The sequence below is a fragment of the Actinacidiphila rubida genome, from assembly GCF_900110255.1.
In the GTDB taxonomy this organism is placed as follows: Bacteria; Actinomycetota; Actinomycetes; order Streptomycetales; family Streptomycetaceae; genus Actinacidiphila; species Actinacidiphila rubida.
On the sequence record NZ_FODD01000065.1, the window covers coordinates 16,781 to 30,991 of the forward strand.

The 14,211-nt window shown below is 73.1% G+C and carries 15 protein-coding genes; 8 read left to right on the forward strand and 7 right to left on the reverse strand.

The window, feature by feature from the left end; translation table 11 throughout:
• Window positions 1-150: 150 nt before the first annotated feature.
• Entirely contained in the window at window positions 151-972 is an 822-nt protein-coding gene (locus BMW99_RS36460; protein ID WP_069467504.1) for an SDR family NAD(P)-dependent oxidoreductase, read from the reverse strand.
• Window positions 969-1,862, reverse strand: a complete 894-nt coding sequence (locus BMW99_RS36465) for an SDR family NAD(P)-dependent oxidoreductase (RefSeq protein WP_069467503.1) — start codon at window positions 1,860-1,862, stop codon at window positions 969-971. Before BMW99_RS36465 ends, BMW99_RS36460 begins: the two co-directional genes overlap by 4 nt.
• A gap of 201 nt (window positions 1,863-2,063) precedes the next feature.
• Between BMW99_RS36465 and BMW99_RS36470 the strand changes: the two genes are divergently transcribed.
• Window positions 2,064-2,651, forward strand: coding sequence for a PadR family transcriptional regulator (locus BMW99_RS36470; RefSeq protein WP_069467502.1), 588 nt, complete (start codon window positions 2,064-2,066; stop codon window positions 2,649-2,651).
• On the opposite strand, the gene BMW99_RS36475 is transcribed toward BMW99_RS36470, so the two are convergent.
• Window positions 2,652-3,392, reverse strand: a complete 741-nt coding sequence (locus tag BMW99_RS36475; RefSeq protein WP_075018294.1) for a type 1 glutamine amidotransferase — start codon at window positions 3,390-3,392, stop codon at window positions 2,652-2,654.
• A gap of 287 nt (window positions 3,393-3,679) precedes the next feature.
• On the opposite strand from BMW99_RS36475, the gene BMW99_RS36480 reads away from it, so the two are divergent.
• The 5 genes from BMW99_RS36480 (at window position 3,680) to BMW99_RS36500 (ending at window position 9,132) form a co-directional block, all read left to right on the forward strand.
• Entirely contained in the window at window positions 3,680-4,963 is a 1,284-nt protein-coding gene (locus tag BMW99_RS36480) for an ABC transporter ATP-binding protein (RefSeq protein ID WP_079176307.1), read from the forward strand.
• Window positions 4,960-5,709, forward strand: coding sequence for an ABC transporter permease (locus tag BMW99_RS36485; RefSeq protein ID WP_069466950.1), 750 nt, complete (start codon window positions 4,960-4,962; stop codon window positions 5,707-5,709). The genes BMW99_RS36480 and BMW99_RS36485 overlap by 4 nt, the downstream gene beginning before the upstream one ends.
• On the forward strand, window positions 5,706-6,377 hold the full coding sequence (locus tag BMW99_RS36490; RefSeq protein WP_069466951.1) for an ABC transporter permease: 672 nt from the start codon (window positions 5,706-5,708) through the stop codon (window positions 6,375-6,377). The genes BMW99_RS36485 and BMW99_RS36490 overlap by 4 nt, the downstream gene beginning before the upstream one ends.
• A gap of 234 nt (window positions 6,378-6,611) precedes the next feature.
• The gene (locus BMW99_RS36495; RefSeq protein ID WP_069466952.1) at window positions 6,612-7,574 is read left to right on the forward strand and encodes an ABC transporter substrate-binding protein; all 963 of its coding nucleotides are present in this window, start codon (window positions 6,612-6,614) and stop codon (window positions 7,572-7,574) included.
• A gap of 28 nt (window positions 7,575-7,602) precedes the next feature.
• Complete coding sequence (locus tag BMW99_RS36500; protein ID WP_075018295.1) at window positions 7,603-9,132, forward strand: aromatic amino acid ammonia-lyase; 1,530 nt, start codon at window positions 7,603-7,605, stop codon at window positions 9,130-9,132.
• On the opposite strand, the gene BMW99_RS36505 is transcribed toward BMW99_RS36500, so the two are convergent.
• Entirely contained in the window at window positions 9,118-9,375 is a 258-nt protein-coding gene (locus BMW99_RS36505; RefSeq protein WP_069464648.1) for a DUF397 domain-containing protein, read from the reverse strand. The genes BMW99_RS36500 and BMW99_RS36505 overlap by 15 nt on opposite strands.
• Window positions 9,372-10,238: a helix-turn-helix domain-containing protein gene (locus tag BMW99_RS36510; RefSeq protein WP_069464647.1), complete on the reverse strand. Its 867-nt coding sequence runs from the start codon at window positions 10,236-10,238 to the stop codon at window positions 9,372-9,374. Before BMW99_RS36510 ends, BMW99_RS36505 begins: the two co-directional genes overlap by 4 nt.
• A gap of 163 nt (window positions 10,239-10,401) precedes the next feature.
• On the opposite strand from BMW99_RS36510, the gene BMW99_RS36515 reads away from it, so the two are divergent.
• The gene (locus BMW99_RS36515; RefSeq protein WP_176735549.1) at window positions 10,402-10,857 is read left to right on the forward strand and encodes an ATP-binding protein; all 456 of its coding nucleotides are present in this window, start codon (window positions 10,402-10,404) and stop codon (window positions 10,855-10,857) included.
• A gap of 8 nt (window positions 10,858-10,865) precedes the next feature.
• Here the strand turns inward: BMW99_RS36515 and BMW99_RS36520 are convergent, their stop codons facing one another.
• The gene (locus BMW99_RS36520) at window positions 10,866-11,624 is read right to left on the reverse strand and encodes an SDR family oxidoreductase (RefSeq protein WP_069464645.1); all 759 of its coding nucleotides are present in this window, start codon (window positions 11,622-11,624) and stop codon (window positions 10,866-10,868) included.
• A 104-nt stretch (window positions 11,625-11,728) separates the two neighbouring features.
• On the opposite strand from BMW99_RS36520, the gene BMW99_RS36525 reads away from it, so the two are divergent.
• On the forward strand, window positions 11,729-12,568 hold the full coding sequence (locus BMW99_RS36525; RefSeq protein ID WP_069464644.1) for a helix-turn-helix domain-containing protein: 840 nt from the start codon (window positions 11,729-11,731) through the stop codon (window positions 12,566-12,568).
• 57 nt (window positions 12,569-12,625) lie between these two features.
• Here BMW99_RS36525 and BMW99_RS36530 read toward each other — a convergent pair whose 3' ends face one another.
• Window positions 12,626-13,693: a LacI family DNA-binding transcriptional regulator gene (locus tag BMW99_RS36530; RefSeq protein ID WP_079138600.1), complete on the reverse strand. Its 1,068-nt coding sequence runs from the start codon at window positions 13,691-13,693 to the stop codon at window positions 12,626-12,628.
• Window positions 13,694-14,211 lie beyond the last annotated feature (518 nt).

Here is a 14,211-nt window from a genome sequence, read left to right on the forward strand (position 1 = left end):
TTCGTCGATGGGGCCGCCCTGTCGCGGCGAGGCGACGCTAGCCACCGGCGGACGGCGCGCGCAAACCCTTTTCCGCCCGCAGGCGAAGGGCCCGCCCCGGCGGCCCCGGCCCGGGGCCCCGGGCGTGGCCCCGCCGCTCAGCGCCTGCTCTCAGAGATAAGGCGCCAGCAGCGGTGCCGTCGCGGCGGCGAGCGCCGCCCGCGCCGCGGCGTCGCCGACACCGGGGTGCGGCGACGACACCTGCGTGCCGTTGAAGTAGCGGCCGGTGACCGTGCCCCCGGTGCGGCCGGTCGCGAGGGACATGACCGGCTCGACGCCCGCCTCGACCGGGTTCATCGGGCTGATCCCGGCCTCCGTCACCATCGACGTGGCCATGAACGTCGCCGGGTGGAGGCAGTTGACGTGCACGCCGGCCGCCTCGGGCTCCGCCGCGAGGTCCACGGTGAACGCGGCCAGCGCGAACTTGCTCCGCGTGTACGCCTGCATGCCGTCGTAGCCGCGGGTGAACTCCAGGTCGCGCGGATCGATCGGCGACTGCCCGGCCGATCCGACGTTGACGACGCGCGCCGGTGCCGACGCGGCGAGCAGGGGCAGCAGCAGCCGGGTGAGCAGGACCGGCGCCAGGTAGTTCACCGCGAACCGCAACTCATGCCCGTCCGGGCTGAGTTCGCGATCCAGCTGCGGGGGCGCGCCCGCGCCGACACCCGCGTTGTTGACGAGGACGTGCAGCGCCGGCTGTGTCTCCCGGATCCGGCCGGCCAGGTCCCGCACGTCCGCGAGCCGCCCGAGGTCGGCCACCAGGGGCCGCGCGCCGGGGAGTTCGGCCGCGAGTGCCTCGGTCCGTGCGCGGTCCCGGCCGTGCACCAGGACCCGCAGGCCCTGGCCGGCCAGGGCCGCGGCGACGGCCCGCCCCAGCCCGGAGGTCGCCCCCGTCACCAGTGCCGTCCGCTGCTCGGTGTGGTGATCCGTCACTTCGCGCTCCCCTGTGCCGGTGCGACCTTGTCGAGCCCCAGCACGCCGCTGATCAGCCGGTCCTGCGTGCGGAGCGGCAGCCGGGACAGCAGCCCGATCAGCCGGGTGTCGGGCCCCACGGTATAGCGGGCCCTGGGACGGGCCGCGGTGAGCGAGCGCAGGATGGCGGCGGCCATGATGTCCGGCGGCGCCGCCTTCATCGCGGCCGCCGCCGTGCCGATCGCCGCCAACTGGGCCGCGTACAGCTCGGTTTGGCCCTCGCTCAGGGATGAGGCGGCCTGCTCCTGCGCTTCGGCGGCGCGGCGGAAGATCTCCGTGCGCATCGCACCGGGCTCCAGGATCACCACCGGGATGCCCCAGTGGGCGAGTTCGACGCGCAGGGCGTGCGACATCGCCTGGAGCGCGGCCTTGCTCGCGCCGATGGGACCGAAGAAGGGCGCGGGGACCCGGGCGGTCGGCGCGCTGACGTTGACCAGCCGGCCGTGGCCGCGCCGCAGCAGCGGCAGGAACGCCTGGGTGACGAGTGCGGGCCCGTACACGTTGACCGCGAACTGCCGGTGCAACTCGGCCGCGGGTACGAGCTCCAGCGGTCCCTGCACGAGGACGCCCGCGTTGTTCACCACCGCGTACAGCGCGCCGCCGGTCCGCTCGGCCACGGTCGCGGCGGCGGTGGCGACGGCGTCGGGGTCGGTGACGTCCAGGGCGACGGGGACGACCTGCGGGGACGGGGGACGGTACGCGCCGGGGTCCCGCACGCCCGCGAAGACGCGGAAGCCGTGGTCGGCGAGGGCGCGGGCGGCCACCGTGCCGACGCCGCCGGACGCGCCGGTCAGCAGGACGGAACGGGGGACGGGGCCGTGCCCGGGAGGTGTGGAAGGGGTGTTCGCCATGGGAAATCGCCTCGACCTCGTGATCGACGGGTGGTGACCGATGGGTTGCCGACGCACGGCCGGGGCGGCCGGTCTACCGGCTGTCCCACGCGACATGTGCGTCTGTACATGAAGTCTTGCACATGTACGGCTCTACATGTCAAGGAACAGGGTGACCGTGAGTGTGCGAGCATGAGGGACCGGAACGCGAGGAGGACGCCGATGTCGCTGCGCCATGGACTGCTGGGCCTGCTCGCCGAAGGCCCGGCCAGCGGCTACGACTTGGCGCGCCGGTTCCAGGAGGGCCTCAACTCGCTGTGGCCCGCGCAGCATCCGCAGATCTACTCGGAGCTGTCCCGGCTGGCGAGCGCCGGCCTGATCGAGGTCGACAGCCACGGCCCGCGCCGCCGCACCGCGTACCGCATCACCGACGCGGGCCTGGCCGAGGTCAAGCGCTGGCTGGCCGAGGACGAGATCGACTACAGCTTCCGGATGGAGCCGCTGCTGCGCTCCTTCTTCTTCTGGCTGATGGAACCCGAGGACCTCAAGCGGCGCCTCGCCGAGGAGCAGCAGCAGTTCGCCGCGTACGCGCAGACGCTGCGGTCGTTCGCCGGCGCCAAGGACCGCGGCGAGTGGGGCACGAGCCGCCGCACGCGCGCGCAGCGCATCGCCGTCGAGGCGGCGATCCGCGTCAACGAGGCGCTGGCGGAGTGGGCCCGCTGGGCCGAGGAGACGGACCTGATGGCCGACGAGAACTTCGGCAGGCAGCCCTCCGGCCCGGACGCGCCGCCGCCCGAGCCGAAGGAGTAGTCAGCGCGCGGCCGCCGTCCCGACCGCGTGCGCGGCGAAGCGCAGGGCGACGGTGTGCCAGACCTGTGCGGCGGCCGGCTCGTTCTCGGTGGCCGCGCGGTGCAGGTCGTCGCGGTCGACGCCGTGCGGGGCCAGGCGTTCCGGGTCCCAGTGCCTGATGCGCTCCGCGGTGGTCTCCGGGTGGAACTGGACACCCCACGCGGGCGCGGAGTCCAGGCGGAACGCCTGGTACGGGCAGGCCTCGGACTCCACCAGCCAGTGCGCGCCGGGCGGCAGTTCGGTGATGCGGTCGACATGGTTCTCGATCGCCGTCGGCGTCCCGGGCAGCCCCGCGAACAGCGGGTCCCCGGCGGCCGCGTCCCGCAGGCGCAGCGCGGTGCTGCCGAACTCGGGTGCTCCGTGGCTGCCCTTGACCGCGCCGCCCGCGACCTGCGCGAGCATCTGCCCGCCGAGGCAGATCCCGAACACGGGCGTGCCGGTGGCCAGCGCCTCGCCCACCAGCGCGCGGGTCGCCGCGAGCCAGGGAGCGCGCACGTCGTCGTCGGGCAGGTAACCGCCGCCGAGCACGATGAGGGCCGCGTGGCCGTCCAGGTCCGCGGGCAGGGCCGCACCCTCGTGGGCCGCGACCACGTCCGCCGCGAGACCGCCCTCCGCCAGCCACCCCTCCCAGCGTCCCAGCCCGCCGTTCGGCGTGTTCTGCACGACCAGTGCCGTCGCGCCGCGTCCGTCCGCCGTCCCCATGACCACCTCCGCGTGTTCCGATCGGCCCCATCCTCTCCTCACTCTCCGCACGCGTCCGACCCGGGTCCCCGGGGCGCCCGAGCGCCGTCACCGGGCGTAGCCGCAGGTGGGGGCGGGGGAGGGCGGGCCGCGCGGGCGGACGGGGATCGCTGCTGGTGATCCGGGTCACGAGAGGTGTTGCGCAGGTGTGAACACAGCGTGGCGGGGCATCCGGTTCTGCACGCCTTGACATACCTGCGGGATAGGCTCCCGCGGGACGACCTGTCCAGCCCCGAAGGGGAAGCACGTTGATACGCATCGAGTCAGTCACCAAGCGGTACGCCGACGGCACCGTGGCGGTCGACGACCTCACCCTGGACATCCCCGACGGGTCGATCACCGTTCTCGTGGGCCCGTCAGGATGCGGCAAGACCACCACGCTCCGCATGATCAACCGGATGATCGAGCCCAGCGGCGGCCGCATCCTCCTCGACGGGCAGGACCTCGCGCAGCAGCCGGTCACCGCGCTGCGCCGGTCGATGGGCTACGTCATCCAGAACGCCGGCCTCTTCCAGCACCGCACGATCGTCGACAACATCGCGACCGTGCCGCGGATGCTCGGCTGGGACCGCGGGCGGGCCCGCGAGCGCGCCCGCGAACTGATGGACCGGGTGGGCCTCGACGCGACGCTCGCCAAGCGCTACCCGTACCAGCTCTCCGGCGGCCAGCAGCAGCGCGTCGGCGTGGCGCGGGCGCTGGCCGCGGACCCGCCGGTGCTGCTGATGGACGAGCCGTTCTCCGCGGTCGACCCGATCGTCCGCAAGGGCCTGCAGGCGGAACTGCTGCGCATCCAGTCTGAGCTGGGCAAGACCATCGTGTTCGTCACGCACGACATCGACGAGGCCATCAAGCTCGGCAACATGATCGCCGTGATGCGCACCGGCGGCCACCTCGCGCAGTACGCCCCGCCGGACGAGCTGCTGTCCGCGCCCGCGGACGCGTTCGTGGAGGACTTCCTCGGGACCGACCGCGGTATCCGCCGCCTCTCCTTCTTCACCTCCGCCGGACTCGACGTGACGGCGACGCCGATCGTCACCGCGGACGCGGACGCCGCGCAGATCGCCGAGCGGACGCTGCCGGAACTGCCCTACCTGCTGGTCACCGACGCCGACGGCAAGCCGCTCGGCTGGGCGAAGGCCGAGGACCTGGCGCCGCGCACGGACGCCGGGGACGGCGCGAGCACGGAGGACGGCGCGAGCACCGCGGACCTGCTGCCGCACGGGCGGCCGTTCGTCCTCGGCCAGGACTCGCTGCGCGACGCGCTGGACTGCGCGGTGCTCTCCCCGACCGGCTGGGCCGTCGCGGTCGACGGCACCGGCAAGGTCGTCGGCGTCACCTCGCAGGAGACCATCGCCACCGCGATCCGCGGCGCGCACGCCGGACGCGCGACCAAGCCCGCGGAGCCGGACGCGGACGCCCCCGACGCCGCGGACACCTCGGCCGCCGGCCCCGCGCAGGCCCCCGCGACGGACGGGCCCGCGCCCGACGCCCCCGACGGCGACGCGGACGCGCCGGTGAAGGCGGCCCGATGAACCAGTACTTCGACATGCCGAGCGACCTGCAGCACTCCTATGTCGGGCTGATCGGCCTGCACTTGCAGGAGGCGCTGCTGCCGGTGCTGTTCGGCCTGCTCATCGCCCTGCCGCTGGCTCTGGTCTGCTCGCGCTTCAGCTGGTTCTACGCACCGGTGCTGTGGGTCACCACCGTCCTCTACGCGATTCCGTCGCTGGCGTTCTTCGTCGTCCTCCTCGACTACACCGGGGACTCGACCACCACCGTCATGATCCCCCTGACCGTCTACAGCCTGGTGCTGCTGGTGCCGGCCATCGTGGAGGGGACGCGGGCGGTGTCACCCGACACGGTGGCCGCCGCGACCGCCATGGGCTTCGGCTCGCTTCGCCGGTTCGTGCAGGTGGAACTGCCCATCGCGGTACCGGCGATCATGGCCGGACTGCGGCTCGCCGCGGTGTCCAGCATCAGCCTCGTCAGCGTCGGCGCGATCATCGGCAACGAGGGCGCGCTCGGCAACCTGCTGCACGACGGGCAGATCTACCACCGCGATCCGCTGATCATCACCTCCGTCGTCACCACGGCCGTGCTGGCGATCGTCGTCGACGGACTGCTGGTGCTGGCGCAGGTGCTGCTCACGCCGTGGCAGCCGCACGGCCGGAGGGCGGCACGCCGCGCCGCCCGCGCCGCCGCCGTCGACGAGCCCGCCGCTCCCCGCGACGCCGTCACGGACGCCGTCCCCGCCGCTCTGGAGGACGCCGTCCGATGAACATCCTGAACTTCCTGAACACGTTCTTCTCCGACGGTGCCAACTGGCACGGCGCGAACGGCATCCCGCACCGGCTCCTGGAGCACATCCAGTACAGCGCCGTCGCGCTCGCCATCGCCGCCGCGATCGGCCTGCCCATCGGCCTGTTCACCGGCCACACCGGCCGCGGCGGCTACGCGCTCTCCGCGTTCGCCACCGGCGCCCGCGCCCTGCCCAGCTTCGGCCTGCTGGTGCTGATGACCATCTGGCTGGGCCAGCTCGGCACCACGCCCGCGATGATCCCGCTGGTCGCGCTGGCCGTCGCGCCCATCCTCGTCACCACGCACGAGGCGATCCGCAGTGTGGACCCGGCGCCCGTCGACGCGGCCCGCGGCATGGGGATGACCTCGCCGAGCGTGCTCTTCCAGGTCGAACTCCCGGTCGCGCTGCCGCTGATCCTCGGCGGGCTGCGCTCCGCGGCGATCCAGGTCGTCTCGACGGCCACCATCGCCGCCTACATCAGCCTCGGCGGCTTCGGCCGCTACATCATCGACGGCCTGGCCTCGCACACCTACTCCGACGTGGTCGGCGGAGCCGTCCTGGTCGCCGGGCTCGCGCTCGCGACGATCGGGGTGTTCTGGCTCGTCGGCCGGCTCGTGGTCTCGCCCGGCGTGCGGCGCGGCCGGTGAACCCGCCCCCAACGGCGGCCGTCCGGTCAACGGCGGCCCGCCGAACGCCGGTCGAGGGCCGTCCGCCGGCGGTCCCGCGCCCGCGGCGGCCGATCCGTTGCGGATCCCCTCCCGTTCGGTGACCTTATTCGCTTGACTGCCCCGGGACCCCATGGCTGGATTTCGGGGTAGCCGCAGGCAGTGCCCGAACACAGGCTCCATGTCCGAAGCCCATTTCGTCCGGAAGCGGTAATCGTGAACTCCCACGTGAAGAACACCTGGTCCAGCCCGAGGAACATCCGACTGGCAGCGGTCGCGATCGCCGCGGTCACCGCAGCTCCCCTGCTGGCGAGCTGTTCCTCCTCCTCCGGCTCCAAGGACCCGCTGGCCGCGTCGAAGCCCAAGGCGGGCACCGTCGTCGTCGGTTCCAACAACTTCCCCGAGTCGATCCTCATCGGCGACATCTACGGCGAGGCCCTCAAGGCCAAGGGTGTGAACATCACCTACAAGCCCAACATCGGCACCCGCGAGACCACGTACGGGATGCTGAAGAACGGCTCCGTGACGGTGCTGCCCGAGTACAACGGCGCGCTGCTGGCCTACCTGGACCCCAAGGCCACGCCCACGACCGCCGACGCCACCGCCTCGGCGATCGCCGCCAAGCTCGACCCGAAGCTGACGCTGCTCGACCCGGCGCCCGCCGAGGACAAGGACTCCGTCACGGTCAACGCGGCCACCGCCGCGAAGTACCACCTGACCGCCGACTCGACGATCGCCGACCTCGCCAAGTACGGCAACGAGATCACCTTCGGCGGATCCCCCGAGTTCCAGAAGCGGCAGCAGGGCCTGCTCGGCCTGAAGTCCGTGTACGGCCTGACGCCCAAGTCGTACAAGGCGCTCGACGTCGGCGGCCCGCTCACCGAGGCCGCGCTGAAGAACAACAACGTCCAGGCCGCGGACATCTTCAGCACCGACACCACCATCGCGCAGGAGAAGATGGTCACGCTCAAGGACCCGAAGAACCTCTTCGGTTTCGAGAACGTGGTGCCGCTGGTCTCCAAGACCGGCCTCCCGCAGAACGGTGTCGACGCCCTCAACGCGGTGTCCGCGAAGCTCACCACCCAGGCGCTGCTCGACCTGAACGCCCAGGTGCAGAACGACAAGAAGGACCCGCTGGCCGTCGCGCAGGCGTGGCTGAAGTCGGCCGGCCTGGCCTGACGTGGATCCCTCGTCCCACCCCACGACGGTGCCCTCCCCCGGGGAGGGCGCCGTCGTGGTGCTCGACGGGACGACGCTCGATCCCGACGCGGTCGCCGCCCTCGCCGGCCGCGACGCGGAACCCGCGATCCCGCCCCACGCCCTCGCCCGCGCCGACCGCTCCTGGCACATCGCCCGTGAACTCGCCACCTCCGGGCGGCTGTACGGGCGGCACACCGGCGTCGGCGCCAACCGCATGGTGTTCGTCGCCGCCGAGGACCAGGGCGGCCAGGACCTGCGGCTGCTGCGCAGCCACGCCGGCGGCATCGGCACCCTGCTGCCCGCCCGCCAGATACGGGCCATGCTCGCGATCCGCGCCAACCAGGTGCTCGCCGGCGGCTCGGGACTCCAACCCGCCGTCGTCCAGGCGATGGTGGAGGCGCTGCGGCTCGGCGTGCACCCCGCGGTCAACGAGTACGGCTCGGTGGGCACCGGCGACCTGACCGCCCTCGCGCAGACCGGCCTGACCCTCATCGGCGAACGCCCCTGGCTCAGCGGCGACCTGGCACCCGGCGAGACCGACGCGACCCTCACCCTCCCCACCACCGTGCCCGCGCCCGTCGTCCTCGAACTCGGCGACGCGCTCGCGCTGATGAGCAGCAGCGCCCTCACCCTCGCGCAGGCCGCGCTCGTCTGCCACGACGTCGAGATCCTGCTGCGGGCCGGCCACGCCGTCGCCGCACTGTCGCTGGCCGCGGTCTCCGGCTCCCTGGAGGCGTACGCGGCACCCGTCCACGCCCTGCGCCCCTACCCCGGGGCCGTACGCGCCGCCACCGAGGTACGCCGCCTGCTCGGCGTGCCCGACCGGCCGCTGGCCACCGGCCTGCGCATCCAGGACCCCTACGGCTTCCGGGCCTTCCCGCAGGCCCACGGCCCGGCCCTCGAAGCGGCCGCCGAACTGCGCCGGGTGCTCGCCGTCGAGCTCAACTCCCCGTCGGAGAACCCGCTGATCACCGAGGACGGCGGCCCCGACGGCGGTCCCGCCGCCTACCACCACGGCGGCTTCTTCGCCGCGCCGCTCGGCCTGTCCCTGGACCGCCTCTGCCTGGCGCTCCTCCAGTCCGCACAGCTCTCCGCCGCCCGCCTGTCCTCCTTCGGCGACCCCGACCTCACCGGCCTGCGCCCCTTCCTCGCGGAAGGCGCGTCGGCCAGCTCGGGCGTGATGATCCTGGAGTACAGCTCCAACGCGGCCCTCGCGGAGCTGCGGGCGACCGCGACCCCCGCGTCCGCGGGCCACGCGGTGCTGTCCCGCGGCCTGGAGGAGGCCGCGAGCTTCGCCTCCCAGGGCGCACGCCAGGCGCTCCGCGCGGTCGACGCCTACCGGCTCGTCCTCGCGTCCGAACTCGTCGCGGCGGTACGGGCGTTGCGCCAGCAGAGCCCCGGAGTACGGTCGCTCGCGCCCACCGCCCCGGTCCTCGCCGTCCTCGACGCGGACCTGCCGGAGGGCGGCGAGGACCGCCCCCTCACCGCGGACGTCGCCTCGGCCGCGACGCTGCTCCCGTGGCTAGCCCAGCTCTGACGCGGCCCGCGCGAACGCCACGAAGTGCGACCACTCCGCGGGGGTGAACGCGAGCTGGGGTCCGGTCTTGTCCTTGGAGTCCCGGACGTGGACGGTCCCGGGGCAGGCCGCGACCTCGACGCAGTCGCCGGAACTTCCGCTGCTGTAGGAGGACTTGTGCCAGTCGACGGCGACCTCGATGCAGTCGCCCTGGCTACCGCTGCTGTAGCTGCTCTTGAACCAGGAGAGTGTGGCCGTGGTCATAGCGCTCCTCGCAATCGCTCCAGCAGGTCCCGGGAATCCGCGGGGGTGAGAGCCTGCGAGCGCAGTTTGGCATACCGCTGTTGGAGGATGCTGATCGATTTCGGGTCGGAGATCAACCGCCCGTTCTCCTGGCCTTCCGAGTAGCCGAACCACCGATGCGTGGGGGTCTCCAGAAGCTGCAACGGCCCGTCAAGGCCAGGGTGGTTGGGCTGCCGGAGAGGCATGATCTGGATCTCCACATTCCAGTGTCGCCGCTTCACGCCGAGGAGATGGTCGAGAAGTTCGCGCGTGATCTCCTCGCCGCCGGTGTGGCGTACCAGCACTGCCTCTTCCACGATGAAGCTGAACGCGCTCGGCGGGTGGCGCTCGGTCGACAGCAGCGTTTGCCGATCCAGTCGTGCGCCGACGCGAGCTTCGAGCTCCGCCGCGTCCGGGATCGGAGGCACGCTGAGCGAGACTTCGCGCGCGTACGCCTCCGTCTGCAACAGGCCCGGGACGACCCGGCACTCGTAGGTCTCCAGCGTGATCGCGGTCGTCTCCAACCGTGCCCAATGGCGGAACCAACTGGCCAGGCCCGGCCGCCGGGCGATGTGGCGTACAGCGCGGCGTAACGCGCCCGTGTTGCCCAGGGCGGCCTCCGCGCGCTCGACGAACTCCGCGTCGGGGATCCGTCGGCCCTGCTCGACCGACGCCACCGTGTGCTTCGAGAAGCGCACGATCGAGCCGAACTCCTCGCGGGAGTACCCCGCGTGCTCCCGCAGGGCTTGCAGGAACGCCCCGAACGTCCGCAGACTGTCGGACGATTCGGGCTCGCCGCCGGTGCCGACCGCCGGCCCTTCCGTGTTCTCCGCTGTCCCGGCCATGTCCCGGCCACCTCCCGCGTGCGCGTGCCCCGCCGATCACTGCAAAACAGGGACATGCTCACAGACGGTGACTCGTACCGTCTACGGATGGTGCGCGTACGCTGCCGCAGCGTACGCGGTGGGACCCTGGATGGGGGCATCGCCGCAGGCCAGAGTGGGCCGCATGACAGCGTCAACCACTCGCCAACTACCCGAGATCGAACGGGAGTTCACGCAGCGTTTCAGCTCGACGCGGCTCGGGGCCCGGCTCGCCCGCCATCTCGCGCTCTACCACCTGCACCGGTGGGGGCATCCGCCGCAGTCGGGCCTCGCGGAGGCGGCCGGGCTGATCGTCGCCGAGCTGGCGTCGAACGCCGTGACGCACGGGCGGGTGCCGGGCCGGGACTTCGAGCTGCGGCTGACGCTCACCGCGCGCATGCTGCGGATCGACGTCACGGACACCCGCACCGAGCGGCGGCCGCCCGAACCGGGTCAGGGCGCGGCGCCCGATCCGCTCGCGGAGTCCGGGCGGGGGCTGATGCTGGTGGAGGCGCTGGCCGAGCGCTGGTCGGTCATCGACGGCGTGCCGATCGGCAAGACGGTGCGGGCCGAACTCGCGGTGCCGCGGAAGCCGTCCTGACGTCCTGGTCAGCGTCCGGGGAGCATCGAGAGCGCCTGGGAGCGCTGGGCGACCAGCTCGTCGTACGTGCCGTCGCGCTCCGCCCACCGGTGCATCCGGACGCCCTCGACCAGGATCTCGTGCGGGGTGGGGTCGGCGCCGAGCAGGTCCATCACCTCGTCGGCGAACGCGTCGAGGCCGAGCGCGCGGGGGTTGGCCCGCGCGTGCTCGGGGGTGACGGCGACGGCCGGCGGCACGAGTTCGCTGACCTCGACGCCGGTGCCGTCGAGCTGGGCCCGCAGGGCCTCGGAGTAGGCGTGCACGGCCGCCTTGGTGGCGGCGTACGTCGGCATGGGCGGGAACGGGAGGAACGCGATGCCCGAGGTGACCGTGACGACGGTGCCGCCGCCGCGGGCGATCAGGTGCGGGGTGAAGGCGTCGATGACGCGGATGGTGCCGAGCAGGTTGGTGTCGACGGTCTGCCGGGCGGCGCCGAAGTGGGCGGGGTCGCGCAGGTCCTCGGGGATCATGACGCCGGACATGGTCACGACGGTGTCGAGGCCCGGGTGGTCGCGCAGTACGGTGTCGCGGGCCCGGTCGACGCTGTCGCCGTCGGTGACGTCGACGGTCACGGTGGCGAAGCCCTCGGCGGCGGCCCCGGCCAGCAGGTCGGTGCGGCGTCCGCCGACGACGACGGTGCTTCCGGCGGCGGCGAAGCGGCGGGCGAGGGCGAGGCCGATGCCCGAGGTGGCTCCGGCGATGAAGACGGTGCGGGTGCTGATGTCCATGACCTCAGTCTCGATCGGCGGTCGCGCCGCAGGCAGAGCCCCCGTCTTCCGGGGTCCTGCCAGGGCCCCCTTTCCTTCGCGGGACCTGGCCTACGCTGGTGACCATGAGTGACGACACCCACGCCAACCCGCTCGGCGGCTATCTGCGGGCCCGGCGTGCGCTCGTCACCCCCGAGCAGGCCGGGCTCCCGGCGGGCGGCAACCGCCGCGTCCCGGGGCTGCGCCGGGAGGAGGTCGCGCTGCTCGCGGGCATCAGCGCCGACTACTACCTGCGACTGGAGCGCGGGCGCGACCGCAACCCGTCGGCGCAGGTGCTCGAAGCCCTCGCTCGCGTGCTGCGCCTCGACGAGCTGGAGCAGGAGTACCTGCTCGGCCTGGCCGGGTCCCGGCCCGCGCCGCGGCGGCGCCGCAGCAGGCCCGAACGCGTGCCGCCGCGGCTGCACGAACTGCTGGCGGGCGTGCAGGTCCCCGCGTTCGTGGAGGGCCGGGCGTTCGACGTGCTGGCGTCCAACCGGCTCGCCGTCGCGCTCTCGCCGCGCCTGCGGCCCGGCTTCAACCGCCTGCGCTCCCTGCTCCTGGACCCGGAGGAGCAGGCGTTCCAGCAGGACTGGACGCGTGCGGCCGAAGGGTTCATCGCGGCCTTCAGGAAGTCCGTCGGCGACGACGTCGACAACCCGCGCTTCGTGGAGCTGGTCGGCGAACTCGCCCTGTCCAGCGAGCGGTTCCGCACGCTCTGGGCCCGCCACGACGTCCGCGGCCTCGACGGCGGCACCACCACCGTCCACCACCCCGTCGTCGGCGAACTCCGCCTCCACCGCGACAAGTTGCCGGTCGACGGGCTGCTGCTCGTCCTCTACTACGCCGACCACGGCAGCGCGTCCGACGAGAAGCTGCGCCTGCTGGCGTCCATGGCGGACGACGTCCGCCGGCCGGAGGGCCGTTGACCACGGCTGCGTGCGTCCCGGGGGACAGGGCGTGCCGGCGGGAGACCGCGGTCCCCGCTACGGCGCGACGGCCGTGAACGTCGGCCGGTCGTGGACGATCAGCTTGGCGCGGACCGTCGTCTGCATCGGCGGCCGGCCGCGGTCCGCGAGCCGGCGGAAGAGGAGTTCGGCGCCGGCGCTCCCGACGCGGAACGGGTCGCTGTCCACCACCGAGATCCCCAACTGCGGCGCCAGGTCGAAGTGGTCGAACCCGACGACCTCCGGGCGGCGCACCGCGTACAGCGGCGACCGCAGCACACCCATCGTCATCCGGTTGTTGTCGGCGAACAGCGCGGTCGGCGGATCGTCGAGGCCGAGCAGTTCGCCGGCGGCCCGGCACGCCTCCGCCTCGGTCGTCAGTCCCCGCCGCACCAGCGCGTCGTCGACGGGCAGACCCGCCTGCCGCAGCGCCAGGGTGTAACCGGCCCAGCGCTTGGGCGCCCCGTGCCCGTGCGGCGGGTGGCCGAGATAGCCGATCCGGCGGTGCCCCCGGCCGATCAGGTGCGCCACGGCACCGCGCGTTCCGGCCGTGTTGGTGGTGACGACCGCGTCCGCCGTCAGCCCGAGCGGTGCGGAGTCGATGAAGACGATGGCCGAGCCGAACCGCGCCTCCTGCGCGAGATAGCCGAAGTCCGTGCCGGTGGGGGCGATCACCAGCCCGGCGACGCGCTGCGACAGGATCGCCTGGATCGACTCGCGCTCCACCGCGGCGTCTCCCTGCGCGTCCGCGGTGATCACCAAGTAACCGTGCCGGGCGGCCACTTCGTGGATGCCGCGCAGCATCGGCGGGAAGAACGGGTTGGCGAGGTCGCCGAGGACGACGCCGAGCGTCCGCATCGTCTGCCCGGTGCTGCGCAGGCCCGCGGCGATGTCGTTGCGGCGGAACCCCAGACGTTCCGCTTCGGCGAGGATGCGCTCGCGGGTGGACCGGCGGACGTTCGGCGCGTCCGACAGGGCGCGCGAGACGGTCTTGATCGTGACGCCGGTCGCGTCCGCGATGTCCTGCATCCGCGGCCGCGGCACGGGCCGCGAGGCGTCCGCGTTCCGCGGGTTTCGGGGGTCCCGCCGGCCGTCCGCACCGCTCACGCCCGTGGTCCTCTCTTCCGCCGCGGCCCAGCATAGGGCCGGGTGCGGCTGCGCGCTGCCGTCTGCCGGTCTCGTTGTGGCTGGTCGCGCAGTTCCGCGCGCCCCCTGCGGCTTCCGGGCTGCCCCCTGGGCGCCGTGCCCGTCGCACGGTTCACGGTGGTTGCTCGCGCAGTTCCTCGCGCCCCTGGCGGTGCACGTTCGTGGGTGGGGTCAGGGGCCACTCCGGGAGTGTCTCCTCGAACTGTGCGTGCACCGTTCGTCCATGGGGGAGCCCGGGTGGATGCACAGTTCTGCGGGGACACACCCGGATCGTCCCCTTCCGGCCCGTCCCCGTCTGCGGGAGGGCGTTGGCTGTGTCCATGTCCCCCGCCGCACGGTGGGTAAGCGGGAGGGGGTGGGGAGGAAGTGCTCCCCGCAGCGAAATGTGCGCGGCCCCCGGGTGCGTCGATGGAGGTACCCGTATGCACATTTCCGAGGAGACGCTTCCGGAGCGCCCCCGACCCCACGAACAAAGGGCA

What these genes read in the sequence shown, in the direction of transcription:
- BMW99_RS36520 (WP_069464645.1), bottom strand. Translation starts at nt 11,624, where the DNA reads ATGGACATCAGCACCCGCACCGTCTTCATCGCCGGAGCCACCTCGGGC.
- BMW99_RS36490 (WP_069466951.1), top strand. Translation starts at nt 5,706, where the DNA reads ATGAACATCCTGAACTTCCTGAACACGTTCTTCTCCGACGGTGCCAAC.
- BMW99_RS36470 (WP_069467502.1), top strand. Translation starts at nt 2,064, where the DNA reads ATGTCGCTGCGCCATGGACTGCTGGGCCTGCTCGCCGAAGGCCCGGCC.
- BMW99_RS36525 (WP_069464644.1), top strand. Translation starts at nt 11,729, where the DNA reads ATGAGTGACGACACCCACGCCAACCCGCTCGGCGGCTATCTGCGGGCC.
- BMW99_RS36515 (WP_176735549.1), top strand. Translation starts at nt 10,402, where the DNA reads ATGACAGCGTCAACCACTCGCCAACTACCCGAGATCGAACGGGAGTTC.
- BMW99_RS36465 (WP_069467503.1), bottom strand. Translation starts at nt 1,862, where the DNA reads ATGGCGAACACCCCTTCCACACCTCCCGGGCACGGCCCCGTCCCCCGT.
- BMW99_RS36505 (WP_069464648.1), bottom strand. Translation starts at nt 9,375, where the DNA reads ATGACCACGGCCACACTCTCCTGGTTCAAGAGCAGCTACAGCAGCGGT.
- BMW99_RS36475 (WP_075018294.1), bottom strand. Translation starts at nt 3,392, where the DNA reads ATGGGGACGGCGGACGGACGCGGCGCGACGGCACTGGTCGTGCAGAAC.
- BMW99_RS36510 (WP_069464647.1), bottom strand. Translation starts at nt 10,238, where the DNA reads ATGGCCGGGACAGCGGAGAACACGGAAGGGCCGGCGGTCGGCACCGGC.
- BMW99_RS36485 (WP_069466950.1), top strand. Translation starts at nt 4,960, where the DNA reads ATGAACCAGTACTTCGACATGCCGAGCGACCTGCAGCACTCCTATGTC.